The following is a 17,934-nucleotide window of genomic DNA, read 5'->3' on the forward strand; positions in this document are numbered from 1 at the left end:
ATTTGTTTATGCGGATGAAGTGTTGCAAAGGTCTCGGCTTCTGCAAGCCGGGGCCGGGGCGGGGGCGCCGCGAAGTCCCCAAAAGTCCCGTGGTTTCGGGCAGCTAGCGGACTACCTTGCGGCCGGGATGCCGGTCGTCTGGAACACCATCGTGCCGATCGCGGCGATCGTCGTCGTGGGCTACTGGCTGGCTGGCCGCCAGAACGTCCACACCGGGACTTTCGCCGAACTGGCGCTCTGGGTGACCTCGCCGGCCCTCCTCTTCAGTGTGCTCGCCGATACGACCCTCGACGCCGAGCGCTTCCTCGGCCTGGCCGGCGGCACCCTCGCCGTGGCCGCGGGCACCGGCCTGGTCGCGGCGGTCTGGCAGCGCTGGACCGGGGCGGGGCGCGGCTTCCTGCTGGCATCGATCTTCTTCAATGGCGGCAACATGGGCCTGGCGAGTGCGCGGCTGGCCTTCGGCGAAGCGGGACTCGAAGCGGGCGCCGTGGTGTTCGTGTCGATTGCCCTGTGCACGTCCCTGGCCGGCATCTGGATCGCCAAGGGCGAGAACGGTCTCGGCGAAGCGCTGCGCCATCCCATGCTCTGGGGCAGTGCCGGCGGCCTGTTGATGGCGGGCACCGGCACCGAGCTGCCGAAGATGGTGATGGAGCCCATCCACATGCTCGGTGCGATGGCGATCCCGCTGATGCTCTTGAACCTCGGTGGGCAGCTGCGGCGGCTCCGCGTCGATGACGTGGGACATTCCTTCGTCGCGGTCGGTATCCGCATGGGCGGCGGCTTCGCGATCGCCTGGGGCTTCATCAGCCTCGTCGGGATCACAGGGGTCGATCGTCAGGTTCTCCTCTTGATGTCGGCGATGCCGGCCGCCGTGATCAACGCCGTGCTCGCCGAGCAGTACGGTACCGACGAGGGCATCGTGGCGTCGGCGATCTTGATCGGGACGGTCTTGAGCCTCGTGGTGATCCCGGTGGTGCTGCTCGTCGTGACCTGAGCGCGCTCAGTGCACCGCGCGCGGCTCGCGGAGCTCGAAGCGCGCGATCGCGACGTCGAACTCCTGGCCCCCGGCGCCCACCATCTGATAGCTGCCTTCCATCGAGCCGAAGGGCGTGTCGAGCGGGCAGCCCGACGTGTACTCGAAGCTGTTGCCCGGCTCGAGCACGGGTTGCTCACCGACGACGCCCGGGCCGCGGACCTCCTCGAGGTTGCCCGTCGCGTTGCGAATCTCCCAATGCCGGGAGATCAGCTGACACGCCTCGCCACCCTCGTTGGTGAGTCGAATCGTGTAGAGGAAGAACCACTCGCTGTGGGCCGGATCCGAGTGCTCCGGCGAGAACCGCGCCTCGACCTCCACGCGCACGCCCTCGGTGACCGCCTCGGAGCGCGTCACGTGCTCCACGTCGTATCTCCGTCTTCGCCTACCCAAGCGCAGCTCTCGCGCCAGAGGCGATCGGCGGCCTCCGCATCGAGGGCGTGAGGGGTGGGTGCCTTCGGCCGAGAGTCGGCGAAGTAGCCGCCGCTCTGGCCGGCGAGGCTCGCGTCGGTCGCGCAGTAGAGCGAGGTCGCGGCGCCTTCGGTGGGGCTCAGGAAGAACGGGCGCAGCGCCAGGGTCGTCACCTTTCCCAGCAGCCCGTTGTTCTGGCCGAGTCGCGTCGCGACGGCCCCCGGGTGCAGTGCGTGGGTGGTGATGCCCGTCCCTTCGAGCCGTCGCGCCAGTGCGGTGTTGAACAGCAGGTTCGCCAGTTTCGACTGGCCGTACACGCGCATCCCGGTCACGAAGCTCGGAAACCCGAATTTGTGCTCGGACATGGGGTCGTCGAAGTCGAAGGCGCCGGCGAAGCGATGCGCCTCGGACGAAACGTTGACGATCCGCGCGTTCCCCGCGCGCAGCGGGCGTTCGAGGGAGCGGGTCAGAACGAAGGGCGCGAGGTGATTGACGCCGAGCGTGGTCTCGTGCCCATCGCGGGTCAGCGTCCGCTCGGTCATGACGACGCCTGCGTTGTTGATCAGCAGATGGATCGCTTCGTGGGCCTTGGTGAGCTCTTCGCCGAGATGGCGCACCGCCTCTAGCGAGGCAAAGTCGGCGAGGGCGACGCTGATGCGTTCGCTCCCCGACCGTGCGATCACGTCGGCGCGCGCGGCTTCGGCCCGCGAGGGGTCGCGTCCGATGAGGACGACATCGGCGCCGCGGGCGGCGAGCCCGACGGCCGTCTCCTGACCGATACCCGATGTCGCGCCGGTCACGACGGCGCAGCGACCGGAGAGGGATTCGTCTCTTTGCATGGGGAGAGTCTACGAGGGCGGCGAGGCTCTCCGCTACGCTGCCGCGCGTGGGCGAACCGCTTCCGTGGATCTTCGGGTACGGCTCCTTGATCTGGCGCCCGGCCTTCGCCTTCGAGGAGCGGCGCCCGGCGCGGATTCCCGACTACGCCCGGCGCTTCTGGCAGGGGTCGCCGGATCACCGGGGGACGCGCGCCGCACCCGGTCGCGTGGTGACCCTCGCGGCGGAAGCCGGCGCCTGGTGTGGCGGCATGGCCTACCGCGTCTCCGCCCCTGCCTGGGACGCGGTGCTCGCCCAGCTCGATGACCGGGAGAGCGGCGGCTTCGAGCGCGTGGGGGTGCCCGTCGTCTTCGATGACGCGCCAGCCGTGGCCGGTCTCACCTACGTGGCGCCCGAGGCGAACGGGAATTTTCTCGGACCCGCCGAGCCCGAGGAGATCGCGACCCAGGTGTGTCGCAGTCGCGGGATGAGCGGCACGAACACGGAGTATGTTCTGCGGCTGGCCGAAGCGCTGCGGGATCTCGGCGAACGGGACGCCCACGTCGAAACGGTCGCTGCCCTGGTCGAACGCTATGGCGGGACGTCGTAGCGCTCGCGACTTTCCCGGATCACCACCCCTCGACACGCGGAGGTCTTCTTCCATGCGCCTTGCCCTCTCTGGATTCGCCATGCTCCTGCTCCTGGTTCTCTTCCTGCCGGCGTCGATGGCCGCCGAGGGGCTGAAGATCCGCCCCGGGAAGTGGGTGACCGAGAGCACGATGACGAACTCGATGATGCCGCAGCCCCGGGTCACGACCCGGACGGAGTGCGTGACCGAAGACGAGTGGAACGCCGAGGACCTGATGGATTCGGTCGAGGGGTGCACCTGGAAGGATGTCGTCGCGACGGCGACCACCCTCGATTGGAAGGTCGAGTGCACGAACCCCGGCGGCCGTATGCAAGGTGATGCGTCCTACCGCTCGGAGGGCGACCGCGGGTCGGGGCAGATGAACATGGCCATGCAGGTGAACGGCATGAACATGACCATGAAGGTCGTCTGGAAGGGCGAGCGCGTCGGCGATTGCGACTAGTCACTTCCCCGCGCGCGCGGTCCCCGCTGACTAGAAGCTGCGCAATGCCTCGGCCGGGAGCGTCTGGGCCGCCCGGATCGCGGGGACCACCCCGGCGACGATGCCGACCCCGATCAGCGCGACGGTGAACGCACCGGTCGTGATCGGGTCGAGCACCGGCGGGCTCTGGTAGGCCGTGCCTTCGGGTAGGAGCAGCGAGATGCCCTGCACGAGGGCGATGCCCGCGGCGGCCCCCGTCACCCCCGAGACCGCCGAGACGGCGGTCGCCTCCGCGAGGAACTGGACGAAGATCTCGCGTGACGTGGCGCCGACGGCCTTGCGTACGCCGATCTCCTGGACGCGCTCGCCGACGACGACGAGCATGATGTTCATCACGCCGATCGCGCCCACGAAGAGGGTCACGAGGCCAGCCCCCAGCATGAAGATGCGGATCCCGAGGAACATTCCCTCGATCATCTGCAGCGGCTCCTGGATGTTGAACGCCCACATCGCCGTTTCGATCGAGGGGTCGTAGCCCTCGCGGAGGGCGACGATCTCGCGCACGCGCCGGATCGCTTCCCAGCTCGCCTCCTTCGTGACGGGCGCGAGGATCAGCTGCTGCACCTCGTCGTTCCGGGCGATCCAGCGCTGGGCGGTCGTGTAGGGGATCACCACCTTGAGGTCGTCCCGATCGTTGCTGTTCATCAGCTGCTCGCCCTTCGCGACGAGCGTGCCGATCACGCGGTAGCGCAGGCCGTCGACGAGGATCGTCCCGCCGATGGGATCGCGTCGACCGAAGAGGCGCTCGCTCGCCTCGGCGCCGAGGACCGCCACGCGCGCGCCGCGCGCCACGTCGAGGGGCGAGAGGTAGCGACCGCGTTCCATCTCGAAGTTCCGGATGATGTCGGAGCCCGCGTCGAGGCCGGACACCCGGAGCAGCTTCGAGCGCCGTCCCTGGCGCACCGGCAGCGCCCAGCGGCCGATCTCGGGCGACGCTTCCTCGACCGAGACGAGTTGCTCGGCGCGGTCGGCGTCCTCGGCCTCCAGCTCGACGACCCGGGCGCCGCGGTCTCCCACCCGGTCCTTCAGGATGGACCCCGGACCCATGAAGACGATGCGCGGACCGAGCTCCTCGAATTCGGCGACGAAGTGGCGCGAGAAGCCCTCCAGGTTCGAAGACAGGAAGGTCAGCATGAAGGCGCCCCAAGCGATGCCGAGGGAGGTGAGCCCGAAGCGGACCCGGTGCGCCACGATGCTGCGCCAGGTGTCGATGACGAGTTCACGCATGCCGCTACTCCGCCCGCAGGGTCAGGGCCGGGTCGATCTGCGCGGCCCGCCAGGCCGGTACGACCCCGGCGATGAGTCCGACCCCTCCCATCACGCCCAGGGCCATGGCGATCACCCGCCACGACAAGACCGGCACGGGGACCACGTCGGGGAGCGTGAGGGACGCCAGGAACAGGCAGCCGCCCGCGCCGATGGCAGCGCCGGTGAGCCCGCCGAGGCTCACGATCGTGAACGTCTCCAGGAAGAACTGGGCGATGATCTCACGCCGGGTCGCGCCGACGGCGAGCCGCAGGCCGATCTCACGGCGACGTTCGCGCACGGCGTCGAGCATCATGTTCAGGACGCCGATCCCGCCGATGATCAGCGTGGTGGCGGCGAGCACGAAGAGCATTCCCGACTGCCGATCCAGGGGCAGCGTCCGCAGCAGGGTCACCGGGCTCCAGACCATGATGGCCTCCCGGTCGGTCGGGCTCACGCCGAGGCGATCGGCGAGCAGCCGGCGGATCTCGCGCTCGGTTTCGTCGGCGAGGTGCCGACCGGGCATCCGGTAGAGCAGATGCTGGACGACGTTGTCGGTGGTCCAGTCGTCGGGCCAGCTCGCGAAGTGGGTGGAGAGCGGGATCCAGGCCTGTTCGTCGATCTCGTCGCCGTCGCGGCCGAACTGGGTACCGATTGGTTCGAGGAAACCGATCACTTCGAACGCGCGTCCGCCAATCCGGATCCGGCTCCCGATCTCGCCACCGGGGCCGAGGATGCGCTCGCGCGCTGTCTGTCCGAGCACGACGACGCGTCGGCGGTGGTCGAGGTCGGTCGGTTGGATCTGACGCCCGGCCGCGACCACGACGTTGCGAATCTCGATGCCCACCGGTTCCACGCCGCGCACTTCCATGTTGAGCGCGCGCTGTCCCGCAGCCACGGGGAGGTAGTGGCGCCGCTCGGCGCTGACGCGCTCGGCGATGCGGGCACGCCGGCGCACGGCGAGCACATCCTCCCAGCTGAACCAGAGCTGGCGTCGATCGACGGCCGGCGTGAAGTCCTCTCCGATCCGGCCGGCCCAGGCCTGGCCCAGGTTCTTGCCGGTCTTGTCGAAGTTCCGGTCGAGCATCACCCGCAGCCCTTCGCCCCAACCGACGAGGAAGATCACCGCGGCGGTTCCCCAGACGAGCCCGAAGAGGGTGAGGAGCGAGCGCAGCTTGTGCGCCCAGACGAGGCGGAGCGCCTGTGCGGCGGCTTCGCGGATCACGACCGACGCTCGTCGTCGTCGACCCGGCCGTCGCGGATCGTCAGGCAGCGGGGGGCCCGCGCGCCGATCTCGGGATCGTGGGTGACGATCACCAGGGTGTTCCCCGCCGCGTGCACCGCGTCGAAGAGCTCGAGCACCTCCTGACCCGTCCGGGTATCGAGGTTCCCCGTCGGCTCGTCGGCCAGCACCAGCGATGGACGGTTCACGAGCGCGCGCGCCACGGCGACCCGTTGGCGTTCGCCTCCCGAGATCTCCGCCGGCAGGTGCTCCGCACGTTGCGCCAGGCCCACTCTTTCGAGCGCCTCCTGCGCGCGCTCGCGGCGTTCGCGCCGTGGAGTCCCCGCGTAGGAGAGGGGAAGCTCCACGTTCTCCACCACCGAAAGGCGGGGCAGAAGGTTGAAGCTCTGGAATACGAAGCCGATCTGGCGGCCGCGCAGACGGGCGACCGCGTCGGCTTCCATCGCGTCCACCGGCGCGCCGTCGAGTCGGTAGTGGCCTTCGGTCGGACGGGACAGGCAGCCGAGCACCTCGAGCAGCGTCGTCTTCCCTGAACCCGAGGGCCCCATCACGGTCACGTACTCACCGTGGTCGACGCGCAGGTCGATCCCGCGGAGCGCGTGCACGTCGAGACGGCCGGTGCGGTAGTGCTTGTGCACTCCGGCGAGCGTGATGACCGGCTCGCTCACTGGAGCCGCACCGACTCGCCCGCTTCGAGGCCGGACAAGATCTGAACCTTCGCGCCGTCGATCAAGCCGATCTCGATGGCACGCTGCTCGGCGCTGCCGTCGCCGTTGCCCACTTCGACGTAGATCTCCTCGCCTCGGTAGCGGAGCGCCGTCTCGGGCACGAACACCGCGTCTCGCACGACCTCGGTGACGATCTCGGCATCGCCCGACATCCGGGGCCGCAAGAGGGACGCGTCGGCGTCGGTGACTTCGATCTTCACCTCGAAGTAGGTCACGTTCTGGACGCGCTGGCCGAGGGGGGCGATCTCACGTACGACGCCTTCGAAGACCCGATCAGCGAAGGCCTCGGTCTGGATGCGCGCGGTCTGGCCGATCTCGACGCGCGCCACCTCGTTCTCGTCGACGAGTCCCTCGAGGTGCAGGCGTTCGTTGCCGGCCAGGGTCAGCAGCAGCGTGCCTCCGTTCACCGACGTGACGGGCGACACAGCGTCCCCGGCCTCGATATGGACCTCGAGCACGCGGCCCGCCAGGGGCGAGCGCACGTCGGCGTAGCCGAGCTGGGTGGACAGTGTGTCGAGGGCTGCGCGCGCCCGAGCGCGGGCGGCTTTGGCGCGCTCGAATCGGGCCTCGGCGTCGTCGCGCTTCTGGTCCGAAGAGGCCCCGCTCTTGTTCATCTCGAGCATGCGGTCGACGGCGATCTTCGCGAAGCGACGCTCGACTTCGGCCTCCCGCAGCGCGGCCCGCGCCTCGCGTACCCGGGATTCGAGCAGCTCGCGTTCGATCTCGACGAGCACCGTGCCGGGCTCGATGCGGTCGCCCTCCTGGCTGGCGATGCGTTGCACGATGCCGGCGATGCGCGGACGGATCTCGACCTCGACCCGCGGCTCGATCGTGCCGGTGGCGATCACCAGCCGCTCGAGGGTGCCGCGCTCGACCTCGGCCTGGGGGACGTTCTCGGGCGCCTCGCCACCGCAGCCGACGATCGCCAGCCACAGGCATGCGCAGAGGGTGCTGGGCCAGCGCGCGTGGTTTCGACGCGTTCGTTCGATTCGCATTGCTTTGCTCCTGGATCCAGGGAGAGACCGCTCTCGGCGGTCCGGGTCCGGAAGGCCTCTTCGAACGAAAACGGCCTTCCGAGTGGGACACCCGGAAGGCCGTGACGAGACTGATGGGATTCACGTCCTCTAGGGTGTTGGGTCTCCGCGCATGGCGCCCGCCGCACGCGCGCTGCCATTCGGCGGCAGCTGCGACGCGTTCTGCGGCTGCATCGCGATCCCGTCGAACCGGGTGATCGCGTGAGCAGCGAGGGGCGCGGGATGTCCGTGCGCCGCGCGGGAGCTGAACCACTTCATCTGTGCTCCTCCCTCGCTGGGAACGTGATGACGCGACCGTACCCTGGCCCGTCGCGCAGCGTCAAGCAGAAGCTGGGAGGGGAGGGCAGAAGACCGGCCTGGGCGCCGGGGCGGATTCCGCCCGCGATCCCGCGCCCCGCGTCGCGACGGAGCCGTCTCGCTGCGGTGTTGGCCCGCCGCGTCGGCTCAGCCGAAGGCCGGAGCGACCTTCTCGGCGAACAGCCGCGCGGGCTCCCGGGTGTCCCGGCCGAAGAACTCGATCACGAAGAAGCTCACGCCGAGCTCCCGGTGGCGCTCGATGCGCTCGATGACGGCGTCGGGCGAGCCCCAGATGCCGTGCTCTTCGAGGGCACCTCCCATATGGCCGCCGTAGATCTTCTTCGCCTTGTCGAGGGCCGCCTGGGCGGCGGTGTCGTCTTCGGCGAGCACGACGACGCACTGCTGGGAGATCTCGATCGATGAGAAGTCGCGGCCCACCTCGTCGCAACGCCGCTTCAGGGCTTCGACCTTCTGCCCCAGCTCGGCCTGGAACACCGCCATGTTGTTCCAGATGTCGGCGTGACGGGCCGCGATGCCCATCAGGACCTTCTCGCCACCGCCTCCGATCAGGATCTCCGGCGGCGTCTCTGGCTTCGGCTCGCAGATCGCATCCTGCACCGAGAAGTGCTGTCCCGAGAAGCTGGCCTTCTCCTCGGTCCACATGCGCTTCATGATCTCGGTCATCTCGTCGAGGGCCCGCAGACGCTCTCGCGTGCTCGGGAAGTCGCAGCCGGTCTGTTCGAACTCGGGCTGGAACCAACCCGCACCGAGGCCCGCGATCACGCGCCCGCCCGAGATGTGATCGAGCGTGGCGATCTGCTTCGCGAGGATCGCGGGGTTGCGGAAGAAGGGCGGCGTCACGAGCGTGCCGAGCTTCGCGCGTTCGGTGACCGCCGCGACCGACGAGAGCAGGGTCCACGCCTCGAGGATCGGCAGCTGGGGCAGGGGGACGCCGTAGACGTGATCGCAGACCCAGAGCGAGTCGTAGCCCATGGCGTCGAGATCGATGGCGCAGCGCCGGGTTTCCTCCCAGGTGCGCTTGATCTGGGGAAGGGTGACGCCAAAACGAACGGGACGGTCCATGGGGGGCTCCTCGAGGGCGCGTGCGCGCGCCCGGCATTCTACGCGACGCCGCGCTCCGGTGGCACCGTGCTGGGATACCCTTCGCCGCGTGCATCTCGAGGCGATCTCCACGCTCGACGATCCGCGCGTCGCGGCCTACCGCAACGTGCGCGACGCCGACCTGCGGGCCGGGCAGGGCGGCTTCCTCGCCGAGGGGCGCCTGAACGTCAAGCGGCTGATCCAGGCGCCTCGCTTTCGCGCGCGCTCGGTGTTCGCGACCCGCGCGGCGGTGGAAGCGCTCACCCCGACGCTCGCCGCGCTCGACGAGGAGACGCCCATCTACTGTGCCGAGGCCGCGCTGTTGAAGCGCGTGGTCGGCTACAACCTGCACCGCGGTTGCCTGGCCGAGGGTGATCGCGGCGTGTGCTCGTCCCCGGACGCGCTGTTGTCGGGTCTGTCGACCGAGCGGCCGGTGACGGTGCTGGTGCTCGAGGACCTTACCAACCCCGACAACGTGGGCGGGGTGTTCCGCAACGCCCTCGCTTTCGGGGTGGATGCCGTCCTGTTGACCCAGCGCTGCGCGGATCCGCTTTACCGCAAGGCGATCCGCGTCTCGATGGGCGCGTCCTTCGCGATCGATTTCACGCGCGGCGTCGACGCAGCCGCGCTCCACGCCGCGCTCGAGACGGCCGGCTTCGAGAGCGTCGCGCTCGCGACCGGCCCGGATGCGCGGCCGGTGTCGCGCTGGCTTGGCCTGCCGTCCCGGCTCGCCCTGTGGTGCGGGAGCGAAGGCGAGGGGCTGTCTTCCGCAGCGCTCGCTTTAGCGCGGGAGCGGATCGAGATCCCGATGGTCGACCGCATCGACTCGCTCAACGTGGCGACGGCCAGCGGCATCGCGCTGCACCAGGTGCGGACCCTGCGCGAGGCCAGCGCGTGAGTCGGACCTGCATCATCAAGACGGGGACCACGCTCGCGTCGCTGCGTCCGACCCACGGTGACTACGACGCCTGGATCGCGGCGGGGCTCGGCTGCGCTCCCGAGACCGTCGACGTCGTCGACGTCCAGGCGGGCGAGACGTTGCCCGATCCGGCATCGCCCGCCGCGGTCGTCGTCACCGGCTCCGCGGCGAAGGTGAGCGATCGAGAGGGCTGGAGCGAGCTCACCGCGGACTGGCTACGCGAAGTGGTGGCCGGCGGGGTGCCCACCCTGGGGATCTGCTACGGCCATCAGCTGCTGGCCCACGCCCTCGGCGGCAGGGTTGGAGCGAACCCGCGCGGGCGTGAGATCGGTACGGTCGAGGTGCGCTTCGAGCCCGCGGCAGCGCTCGATCCGCTGTTCTCGGTGCTGCCGCGCCCGACCCGCTTTCACGCCACCCATGTCGAGACCGTGCTCGCGCTCCCCGACGGCGCGGAACGCTTCGCCGAGAGCGATCTCGACGCCTGCCAGGCGTTCCGGGTGGGTGAGGCGTCGTGGGGCGTCCAGTTCCATCCCGAGTTCGACGCGACCGCGATTCGCACCTATCTCGACGAGCGCCGTGCGATCCTCGCCGACGAGGGCCTCGACGCGGACGCCTTGCTGGCCCGGGTGGTGGAGACCCCTTCCGGGCCACGACTCTTGGAACGTTTCGCCGAGCTGATCGACGCACAGGAGACTTCATGACCACGATCTATCACGACGCCGATGCGGATCTCGCGGCCCTCGACGGCCAGACCGTCGCGGTGGTGGGCTACGGAAACCAAGGGCGCTCCCAGGCGTTGAACCTGCGCGACTCCGGTGTCTCGGTGGTGATCGGGAACATCCGCGACGCGGCCCACGAGGCCGCGGAAGCGGACGGGTTCCCGGTGCAACCCATCGGCGACGCCTGTGCCAGCGCCGACGTCGTGATGCTCCTGATACCGGACGAGGTGATGCCCGAGGTGTATCGCGAGCAGATCGCGCCGCGCCTGCGTGAGGGCGCCCTGGTCGTGTTCGCTTCGGGCTACAACGTCGCGTTCGGACAGCTCGAGGTCGACCCGCATCTCGACGTGGCGTTGATCGCGCCGCGCATGATCGGCGTGGGCGTCCGCGACGCCTTCGTGGCCGGTCGCGGCTACCCGGCGTTCGTCGGCGTGCACCAGGACGCGTCGGGAAGTGCGAAGCCCCGCATGCTGGCCCTGTGCAAGGGGCTGGGCGCCACGCGCGGCGGCTGTATCGAGATGACCCTGCACGACGAGGCGAGCCTCGACCTCTTCACCGAGCAGGGCTTCGGCCCCGCCTGGGGTCGGGTGCTGATGAGCGCCGCCGAGCTGCTCGTGGAAGCGGGTTACCCGCCCGAAGCCGTGTTGGTGGAGCTCTACCTCTCGGGTGAGCTCGCCTACACCCTCGAGAAGATCCGCGAGGTCGGCATGACCCGGCAGATGGACTTCCACTCGCGCACGAGCCAGTACGGCAGCATCACGCGCGGGGCGCGCTACCTGGGGCTGGACCCGGCCCTGAAGGAGAAAATGGGCGAGGTGCTCGGGGAGATTCGCGACGGCACGTTCGCGAAGGAATGGTCCGAGCAGCAGGAACAGGCGAGCGCGATCTTCGAGCAGATCCGCGCGGTGCGGGACGAGCTGCCCTTCACGAAGTGGGAGGCGTCCGCCCGAACGGCCTTCGGGATCGGTTCGTCGGAGCCCGACGGCTCGGCCTGAGAGGGGCGCCCGCGAGGCGCTACCTTGGATGCCATGGTCGAAGCCCCCGCCCCGCAAGTCGCCCCCGAGGTGTTGCCGGTGGATGCGGGCGCACTCCCCGAGCGCCTCGTCCTCTACGACGGGGTCTGTGGCTTCTGCGATGGTGCCGTCCAGTGGCTCCTCGCGCGCGACCGCGAGGCGCGCCTGTGCTTCGCGCCGCTCCAGGGAACCACCGCCGAGGTCCTGCGCGCGCGTCATGCGGAGATCCCCGAGGACCTCGAGACCTTCGTCGTGGTGGAACGCGATGCGCGAGGCGAACGCGTCCACCTGCGCTCGGACGCGTTGCTCGCCGTCCTGGGCCAGCTTCCGACGCCCTGGCCCTGGCTGACGATCGTGCGCTGGGTCCCGCGCGCCGTTCGCGACGCCGCGTACACGGCCTTCGCGACACGCCGCTACCGCTGGTTCGGGACGCTCGATGCCTGCGCCGTTCCGTCGCCGGACGTGCGCGCGCGCTTCCTCGACTAGGCCCGCGGAGCTAGGCGCTCCTCGGCAACCGCTCCCAGATCGAGCGCCACTCGGCTGCGGCGGTCTGGGCCGCTTCGATCGCCGACTCGCCAACCGCGAAGATCAGCCGTCCGCGCTCGCCTTCGAAGGCGGGCGTGCGCACGACGGCGACCCAGGCGCCTTTACGGCCCGGGCGCGGGGGGGTGCGATACAGCTCGCCGTCGACCGAGCGCAGCCAGGCGACCGCTTCGTCGGGCGTGAGGGCGAGGGAATCGAGGGGGGACACGTCTTCCACGGGACACTCCGTTGCTTCGGGAGTGCCGGTGCCACCACACGGGGTGACGCGTGCAGGACGTCGCCGACCGGCAAGACGTCGGCAGTCGCGCGCGGAAGCAGGCGAGGTCGCGGGGCCTAGGGCCGTTCCGCCGCCGCTGGCGTCGGTTCCTTCTCGTCGATCGCCTCGAGAATGCGCTGACGGACGCGTTGGGTGAGTTCTTCGACGCTGTCGCCCGCGAAGCCCGCGTAGGGGATCGGGTCGAGCACGGTGACGCGAATCGGATGCCGACCCTGCAGGACCACGCCGCGTTTCGGCAGCGCTTCGGCCGTGCCTTCGATGGCGATCGGCAGGATCGGGCGCTTCGCGGTGAGTGCGATCTCGAAGGCCCCGGGCTTGAAGGCCCGCATCTGCCCGGTCGCCGAGCGGGTGCCTTCGGGAAACATCATGATCGAGTTGCCCTCGGACAGGGCCTCGAGCGAGGCGCGGATCATCTGGACGACGCTCGCCCGGTCGCCGCGTCGCAAGGCGATGTACCGGTTGAGCCGCATGTTCCAACCGATGAACGGGATCCGGAAGTTCTCGAGCTTCGACACCCACTTGTAGTGCACGAACAGCCGAAAGAGCACGAGGATGTCGAGGAGCGAGAGATGGTTGGCGACCATCACGTACGCCTCGGACCGATCGATCTTTTCGCGCCCCACCACCTTCACGGGCCAGGCCGGGTTGAACCAGGTGTAGAGGGAGGCCCAGAAGCAGGTGAACTGGTGGAGCAGGCGAAGCTGCGGATCGAAGAGACGCGTGGTCGCCCAGAGCGCGACAGCGACCGGGAAGAGGGCAACCGAGGTGGCGGTCAGAAAGACCCAGAAGAGCGTCGAGAACAACACCCGCATCGCGCTCTAGTATCCCGTGCTTCGCGCTCCGCCACCAGCCGGCGCTTCCCCGCGACAAGCCGCGACGAACGCACCGAAGAGTGCGCGCCGATGCGCGGGCTCGAGGGTCTCCGGGTGCCACTGGACGCCGAGTGCGAAGCGCGCCTCCGCGACTTCGATCGCCTCGACGACACCATCGTCCGCGCGCGCCGAGATCCGGGCACTGCCCGGCTCGGCCACGGCCTGATGGTGTCGGCTGTTCACCGCGGTGGCTGCGCGGCCAAGCAGTGCGCCGAGCGCGGTGCCGGGCTCCACTGCGATCTCGTGACGCTGCTCCGGCGAATCGAACTGATGGGGCCCGCTGCTCGGCTGGTCGGTCGCGAGGTCGTAGTGGAGCGATCCCCCGCAGTGTAGGGCGAGGAGCTGCATCCCGTAGCAGATCCCCAGCACGGGAAGGGGCCGGGCGAGGGCCGCCGCGAGCAGTGCGCGATCGAAGTCGACCTGACGGCGGGGGGCCAGCTCGAAGGCGACCTCGGGCGGGTAGGGCGTCGGGGGCGCGAAGTCGTCGCCACCCGGGACGAGCAGGCCGTCCAGACGCTGGACCGCGGCCGCGGGATCGGCGGCTTCCGGCAGATAGAGCGGGATTCCGCCGGCCTCGTGGATCGCGCGGGCGTAGGACGCGTCGATGTAGTGGTACTCGCGACCGGGCCGCCAGCGGCCGCTCTCGTCGAGGCACGGCGGAATGCCGATGAGCGGGCGCATCGCGCGAAGTATACCCTCCGGCCCGGAGCTGTTCCGGGGAGGACATGGCGCGTATCTTGATCGCCGGCTGTGGCTACGTGGGGAACGCCCTGGCCACGATGCGCGTGTCCCGGGGCGACGACGTGTGGGGGTTGCGACGACACCCCGTCGATCTCGCGTCCGGTGTGCAGGCCATCGCCGCGGATCTCGCGGTGGCCCGTTCGCTCGAGGACCTGCCCGCCGACCTCGAGGTGGTGGTCTACGCGGCCTCGCCCGGCGGACGCGATGATGCGTTCTACCGCACGACCTACGTCGACGGGCTGCGGAACCTGCTCGGAGCCCTCGAGAAGCAGGGCCAGCGTCCGCGCCGGGTGATCTTCGTTTCGAGCACGGCGGTCTACGGTCAGACGAAGGGGGAGTGGGTCGATGAGGACTCCCCGACCGAGCCCACCCACTTTTCGGGGCAGCGCCTGCTCGAGGCCGAGCAGGTGCTGCGCGACGGACCCTTCCCCGGCGTCGTGCTGCGGCTCGCCGGCATCTACGGCCCGCGGCGCACGCGGCTGATCGATCAGGTGCGGCAGGGGCGGGCCACGCTGTCGAAGGGGAAGCGCTACACCAACCGCATTCACCGAGACGACTGTGCCGGTATCCTGGACCGGCTGATCGACGTCGGCGAGACCGACCCCTGCTACGTCGGGGTGGATCACGCTCCCGAAGAAGAGCGCGTGGTCCTCGATTGGATGGCAGGCATCCTGGGCGCGCCTCCGCCCCGGGTAGAGCGGGTGGACCAGCGCAAGACACCGCGGGGCGGGAACAAGCGCTGCCGCAACACGCGCATCCTCGACGCAGGCTACCGCTTCATCTATCCGACCTACCGCGAGGGCTATACGGCGGTCCTTTCCGGACGGGCCCCCGAGCCCAGCGCGTGAGCGAGAAGCCGCCGCTCGCCGGTCCGGCTCTGGCGATGCCGGGGGCCGTGTTCTCGCCCATCGCCGATCGCCTGCGCAGTGCGCCGCAGGGGGTGTGCCCCCTGCACGTCGGGGACACCTGGCTCGAGCCCTTCGACGGCGCGCGCATGCAGGATCTCGCCGTCGACAGCCACGCGGGCCTGCACCGTTACTGCGAGACGCGCGGCGTGCCGGAGCTCGTCGAGGCGCTGACGGCGAAGCTGCGCGAGCGCAACGGGCTCGATGCCGATCCGACCCGCGTGCTGGTCACGGCCGGCGCCACGGGCGCGCTCTCCTCCGCGTTCGGCGCGATCGCGTCGCCGGGAAGCGAAGTCCTGGTGCTGACGCCGTACTGGCCGCTGATCCGGGGCATGATCCAGGCCTTCCACGCGACCCCCATCGAGGTGCCCTTCTACGATCGGGTGACGAGCGCCGAGGAAGCGGTGGCGGCCGTCTCCGCGCGACGCAGCGCCCGTACGGTCGCCCTCTACGTTTCGTCTCCCTCGAATCCGACCGGACGCGTGATTCCCGGGGCGTGGCTCGAAGCGCTGGCAGCCTGGGCGCGGCGGGAGAATCTCTGGCTGTTCTCGGACGAGGTCTACGAGGATCACGTCTACCGGGGCGACCACGTCTCGCCCGGTCGCTTCGCCCCGGAACGCACACTCTCGGTCTATTCCTTTTCGAAGGCCTACGGCATGGCGGGGAACCGCACCGGCTACCTGACCGGCCCCGCCGCGCTCGTGGAGCAGGCGTTGAAGGTCTCGACCCACACCGCCTACCACGCACCCACCGCGGGCCAGGTGGCGGCGATCCGGGCGCTCGCGTCGGGTGCCGCTTGGCTCGGCGAAGCCCGGGCGCAGTACCAGCGGGTCGGCGATCGCGTGGCCGAGCGTCTCGGTGTCCCCGCACCCGAGGGTTCGACCTTCCTCTTCCTCGACGTCGCCCCGCAGCTGGACGATCGGGGGCTCTGGGGCTTCCTCGCCGACTGCGTCGACGATGGGGTCGCGCTCACCCCTGGACCGTCTTGCGGTGCGGAGTACGAGAGCTGGGTACGGCTCTGCTACACCGCCGCGCCACCGGACGAGGTGCTCGCTGCGGTGGATCGCCTGGCCGCGCGGTTGGGACGCTAGCCAGAGCCCGGCGGATCGGGGCGCACCGGCAGCGCCGCGAGCATCGCGCACCAGGCAGGGGGCAGGGCGTGCTCGCGCGCGCCCTCGGTCATCCAGGCGCGGTAGCGTTCGGTGGCGACGCGATCCTGCGTCTCCAGCGCCGAGAGGTAGGTCTCCGCGGTCGGCCCCGGCGTCTCGGGGGCCGACGCCCATTCCAGGCGCACCGAGACCCGCTGGTAGCCCCCCTCGTAGCGGTCGAGCTCGGTCCACGCTTCGGGGGCGAGCCGGAACACCACGCCCCACACCTCGGCACCCGCGTCGGGCCGAATATTCGCTTTCGCGGAGCCGTCTCTGCCGGGCTTGTCCAGATGGAACGCGTAGTTCCGCAGGCGGGCCGCGCCGAGCGGCTGGGCCGAGGCCACGCGCTCCTGGAGACGCCGGGTCGAAAGGTTCGATCCGTAGGCGAAATACAGGTCCCCCGCGGCGCCCGCGGCCGGCTTGAGTGCCGGAGCGGCGGCGTTACCTTCCGAGACCACGAACGACCGTTTGAGAGAGTGGGGAGGTTTCTTCGACCATGTCGATCTCGCAGATTTCGCGCCCGCAGGGCTTCGTGCACAGGGCTTCGATCGTCGCCGCCGCGCTGTGCGTCGTGCTCGCATGGGCCGTTCCCGCGGCCAGCAAGGGCAAGCCCGACGCGATGGCGGCCCTCGAGAGTTTCATTTCGATGCAGGGCATCGACAAGAGCAAGCCGGGCTGGAAGTCGAACCTGCCCGAGCCGATCGAAGCCGACTTCAGCGGCCAGAAGGTCACCTGGAAGCTGCGCACGAACCTCGGCCCGATCGAGGTGAAGCTGATGCCCGACGTGGCGCCGAAGCACGTGACCAGCACGGTCTACCTCACCACCCTCGGCTTCTACGACAACACGCGCTTCCACCGCGTGATCCCGGGCTTCATGGCCCAGGGCGGCGATCCGACCGGGACCGGTCGTGGCGGGCCGGGCTACCAGTACTCGGGCGAGTTCGATCCGGAGGTGAAGCACGACAAGGGTGGCCTGCTCAGCATGGCCAACGCGGGTCCGGGTACCGACGGGAGCCAGTTCTTCCTGACCTTCGTGGCTACCCCGTGGCTCAACAACAAGCACACGATCTTCGGTGAGGTCGTCTCGGGGATGGACGTCCTGAAGAAGATGGAAGAAAAGGGCACGCGCAGCGGCCGACCGACCGCCGAACTCAAGATCGAGAAGGCGACGATCCAGTTCGACTGAGCTCGCTTCCGCGCCGCTAGCCGTCGATCGCGACGAGCTCGTAGGGGCCGCCGAGGATCACGTCCTCGAGGCCGCAGCTGCCCGAGTTGAGATCCGCCACGTGGGCTTCTCCTGATCCGGCGACGGTCGGGAAGCTCCGTGCGTGGCTCTCCCGCGGCAGCACCACCTTGACCTGGGCGCCGGGGACGGCTTCCCCCGTGCCATCGTCGACGACACGGAACGTCACCCAGTGGCGCTGGGGCGGAGCCGCTTCCTCGGTATCGGACTCTTCCGGCGGCGGCGCCGCGCGCGTGGGCTCCTGGGGGACCGGTCGCGCTTCGACCGGCCACATGCGCAGCGCTCCCCGCTGCACTCGCGCCGAGATCCGTCGGATCACGTCGGCGTTGTCGCGGCGGGCGTAACCCCCACCGTCCAACGTCACGAGCTGGCGCATGGCCGAGGGTTCCCATTGGCAGCGCCGCAGGATCCGCTCGGCGGCTGCCGGCTCCAGGGGCGCGTGGTCACCGGCCTCGGCGGCGGGGGCGATCTGGTAGGTCCTGCCCGCGATGCGAAGGGTGCGCAGCATCGGACGCT

At 69.8% G+C, this 17,934-nt stretch carries 23 protein-coding genes; 10 read left to right on the plus strand and 13 right to left on the minus strand.

Annotated features, from left to right (window positions below; all coding sequences use genetic code 11):
* Positions 1-127 precede the first annotated feature (127 nt).
* Positions 128-994, plus strand: a complete 867-nt coding sequence (locus AAF430_10780; GenBank protein ID MEM7410708.1) for an AEC family transporter — start codon at positions 128-130, stop codon at positions 992-994.
* 6 nt (positions 995-1,000) lie between these two features.
* Here AAF430_10780 and apaG read toward each other — a convergent pair whose 3' ends face one another.
* Both apaG and AAF430_10790 read right to left on the minus strand, forming a co-directional pair.
* Positions 1,001-1,399 (minus strand): Co2+/Mg2+ efflux protein ApaG, encoded by a 399-nt coding sequence (apaG, locus tag AAF430_10785; GenBank protein MEM7410709.1) that lies wholly within the window; start codon positions 1,397-1,399, stop codon positions 1,001-1,003.
* A complete protein-coding gene (locus AAF430_10790) occupies positions 1,387-2,283 on the minus strand; it encodes an SDR family oxidoreductase (protein ID MEM7410710.1) in 897 nt (298 codons plus the stop codon). The genes apaG and AAF430_10790 overlap by 13 nt, the downstream gene beginning before the upstream one ends.
* Before the next feature lie 47 nt (positions 2,284-2,330).
* On the opposite strand from AAF430_10790, the gene AAF430_10795 reads away from it, so the two are divergent.
* A complete protein-coding gene (locus tag AAF430_10795) occupies positions 2,331-2,870 on the plus strand; it encodes a gamma-glutamylcyclotransferase (GenBank protein ID MEM7410711.1) in 540 nt (179 codons plus the stop codon).
* Positions 2,871-2,922: 52 nt separating this feature from the next.
* Positions 2,923-3,351: a DUF3617 family protein gene (locus tag AAF430_10800; protein ID MEM7410712.1), complete on the plus strand. Its 429-nt coding sequence runs from the start codon at positions 2,923-2,925 to the stop codon at positions 3,349-3,351.
* Positions 3,352-3,381: 30 nt separating this feature from the next.
* Here AAF430_10800 and AAF430_10805 read toward each other — a convergent pair whose 3' ends face one another.
* From AAF430_10805 to AAF430_10830, 6 genes are all read right to left on the minus strand, one after another.
* Positions 3,382-4,617, minus strand: a complete 1,236-nt coding sequence (locus tag AAF430_10805; GenBank protein ID MEM7410713.1) for an ABC transporter permease — start codon at positions 4,615-4,617, stop codon at positions 3,382-3,384.
* Between the two features lie 4 nt (positions 4,618-4,621).
* Entirely contained in the window at positions 4,622-5,860 is a 1,239-nt protein-coding gene (locus tag AAF430_10810) for an ABC transporter permease (protein MEM7410714.1), read from the minus strand.
* Positions 5,857-6,546, minus strand: a complete 690-nt coding sequence (locus AAF430_10815) for an ABC transporter ATP-binding protein (protein ID MEM7410715.1) — start codon at positions 6,544-6,546, stop codon at positions 5,857-5,859. The genes AAF430_10810 and AAF430_10815 overlap by 4 nt, the downstream gene beginning before the upstream one ends.
* Positions 6,543-7,601 carry an efflux RND transporter periplasmic adaptor subunit gene (locus tag AAF430_10820; GenBank protein MEM7410716.1) on the minus strand — a complete coding sequence of 353 codons (1,059 nt, stop codon included), beginning with the start codon at positions 7,599-7,601 and terminating at the stop codon, positions 6,543-6,545. Before AAF430_10820 ends, AAF430_10815 begins: the two co-directional genes overlap by 4 nt.
* Before the next feature lie 129 nt (positions 7,602-7,730).
* Positions 7,731-7,898, minus strand: coding sequence for a hypothetical protein (locus AAF430_10825; GenBank protein MEM7410717.1), 168 nt, complete (start codon positions 7,896-7,898; stop codon positions 7,731-7,733).
* Positions 7,899-8,084: 186 nt separating this feature from the next.
* Positions 8,085-9,020 (minus strand): TIGR03560 family F420-dependent LLM class oxidoreductase, encoded by a 936-nt coding sequence (locus AAF430_10830; GenBank protein MEM7410718.1) that lies wholly within the window; start codon positions 9,018-9,020, stop codon positions 8,085-8,087.
* 88 nt (positions 9,021-9,108) lie between these two features.
* Here AAF430_10830 and AAF430_10835 point away from each other — a divergent pair, with 88 nt between their 5' ends.
* The 4 genes from AAF430_10835 to AAF430_10850 are packed head-to-tail and all read left to right on the plus strand — an operon-like array spanning position 9,109 to position 12,175.
* Positions 9,109-9,936, plus strand: a complete 828-nt coding sequence (locus AAF430_10835; GenBank protein MEM7410719.1) for an RNA methyltransferase — start codon at positions 9,109-9,111, stop codon at positions 9,934-9,936.
* Positions 9,933-10,658: a glutamine amidotransferase gene (locus AAF430_10840; protein ID MEM7410720.1), complete on the plus strand. Its 726-nt coding sequence runs from the start codon at positions 9,933-9,935 to the stop codon at positions 10,656-10,658. The genes AAF430_10835 and AAF430_10840 overlap by 4 nt, the downstream gene beginning before the upstream one ends.
* Positions 10,655-11,671, plus strand: coding sequence for a ketol-acid reductoisomerase (gene ilvC, locus AAF430_10845; GenBank protein ID MEM7410721.1), 1,017 nt, complete (start codon positions 10,655-10,657; stop codon positions 11,669-11,671). The genes AAF430_10840 and ilvC overlap by 4 nt, the downstream gene beginning before the upstream one ends.
* Before the next feature lie 33 nt (positions 11,672-11,704).
* Positions 11,705-12,175 carry a DCC1-like thiol-disulfide oxidoreductase family protein gene (locus AAF430_10850; protein ID MEM7410722.1) on the plus strand — a complete coding sequence of 157 codons (471 nt, stop codon included), beginning with the start codon at positions 11,705-11,707 and terminating at the stop codon, positions 12,173-12,175.
* 10 nt (positions 12,176-12,185) lie between these two features.
* Here AAF430_10850 and AAF430_10855 read toward each other — a convergent pair whose 3' ends face one another.
* The 3 genes from AAF430_10855 to AAF430_10865 all read right to left on the minus strand — a co-directional run bounded on the left by AAF430_10855 (position 12,186) and on the right by AAF430_10865 (position 14,062).
* Positions 12,186-12,449, minus strand: coding sequence for a hypothetical protein (locus AAF430_10855; protein ID MEM7410723.1), 264 nt, complete (start codon positions 12,447-12,449; stop codon positions 12,186-12,188).
* 116 nt (positions 12,450-12,565) lie between these two features.
* Positions 12,566-13,321 (minus strand): lysophospholipid acyltransferase family protein, encoded by a 756-nt coding sequence (locus AAF430_10860; protein MEM7410724.1) that lies wholly within the window; start codon positions 13,319-13,321, stop codon positions 12,566-12,568.
* Between the two features lie 6 nt (positions 13,322-13,327).
* Positions 13,328-14,062, minus strand: coding sequence for a gamma-glutamyl-gamma-aminobutyrate hydrolase family protein (locus tag AAF430_10865; GenBank protein MEM7410725.1), 735 nt, complete (start codon positions 14,060-14,062; stop codon positions 13,328-13,330).
* Between the two features lie 44 nt (positions 14,063-14,106).
* Here AAF430_10865 and AAF430_10870 point away from each other — a divergent pair, with 44 nt between their 5' ends.
* Together AAF430_10870 and AAF430_10875 are read left to right on the plus strand one after the other, a co-directional pair.
* On the plus strand, positions 14,107-14,970 hold the full coding sequence (locus AAF430_10870; GenBank protein MEM7410726.1) for an SDR family oxidoreductase: 864 nt from the start codon (positions 14,107-14,109) through the stop codon (positions 14,968-14,970).
* Positions 14,967-16,118, plus strand: a complete 1,152-nt coding sequence (locus AAF430_10875) for a pyridoxal phosphate-dependent aminotransferase (protein ID MEM7410727.1) — start codon at positions 14,967-14,969, stop codon at positions 16,116-16,118. The genes AAF430_10870 and AAF430_10875 overlap by 4 nt, the downstream gene beginning before the upstream one ends.
* On the opposite strand, the gene AAF430_10880 is transcribed toward AAF430_10875, so the two are convergent.
* Positions 16,115-16,633, minus strand: coding sequence for a gamma-glutamylcyclotransferase family protein (locus tag AAF430_10880; protein MEM7410728.1), 519 nt, complete (start codon positions 16,631-16,633; stop codon positions 16,115-16,117). The two genes, AAF430_10875 and AAF430_10880, sit on opposite strands and share 4 nt — an antisense overlap.
* A 38-nt stretch (positions 16,634-16,671) precedes the next feature.
* On the opposite strand from AAF430_10880, the gene AAF430_10885 reads away from it, so the two are divergent.
* On the plus strand, positions 16,672-17,361 hold the full coding sequence (locus AAF430_10885; GenBank protein ID MEM7410729.1) for a peptidylprolyl isomerase: 690 nt from the start codon (positions 16,672-16,674) through the stop codon (positions 17,359-17,361).
* A gap of 16 nt (positions 17,362-17,377) precedes the next feature.
* Here AAF430_10885 and AAF430_10890 read toward each other — a convergent pair whose 3' ends face one another.
* Complete coding sequence (locus tag AAF430_10890) at positions 17,378-17,926, minus strand: hypothetical protein (GenBank protein MEM7410730.1); 549 nt, start codon at positions 17,924-17,926, stop codon at positions 17,378-17,380.
* Positions 17,927-17,934: the final 8 nt, after the last annotated feature.

It is taken from the genome of Myxococcota bacterium (assembly GCA_039030075.1).
GTDB lineage: Bacteria > Myxococcota_A > UBA9160 > UBA9160 > SMWR01 > JAHEJV01.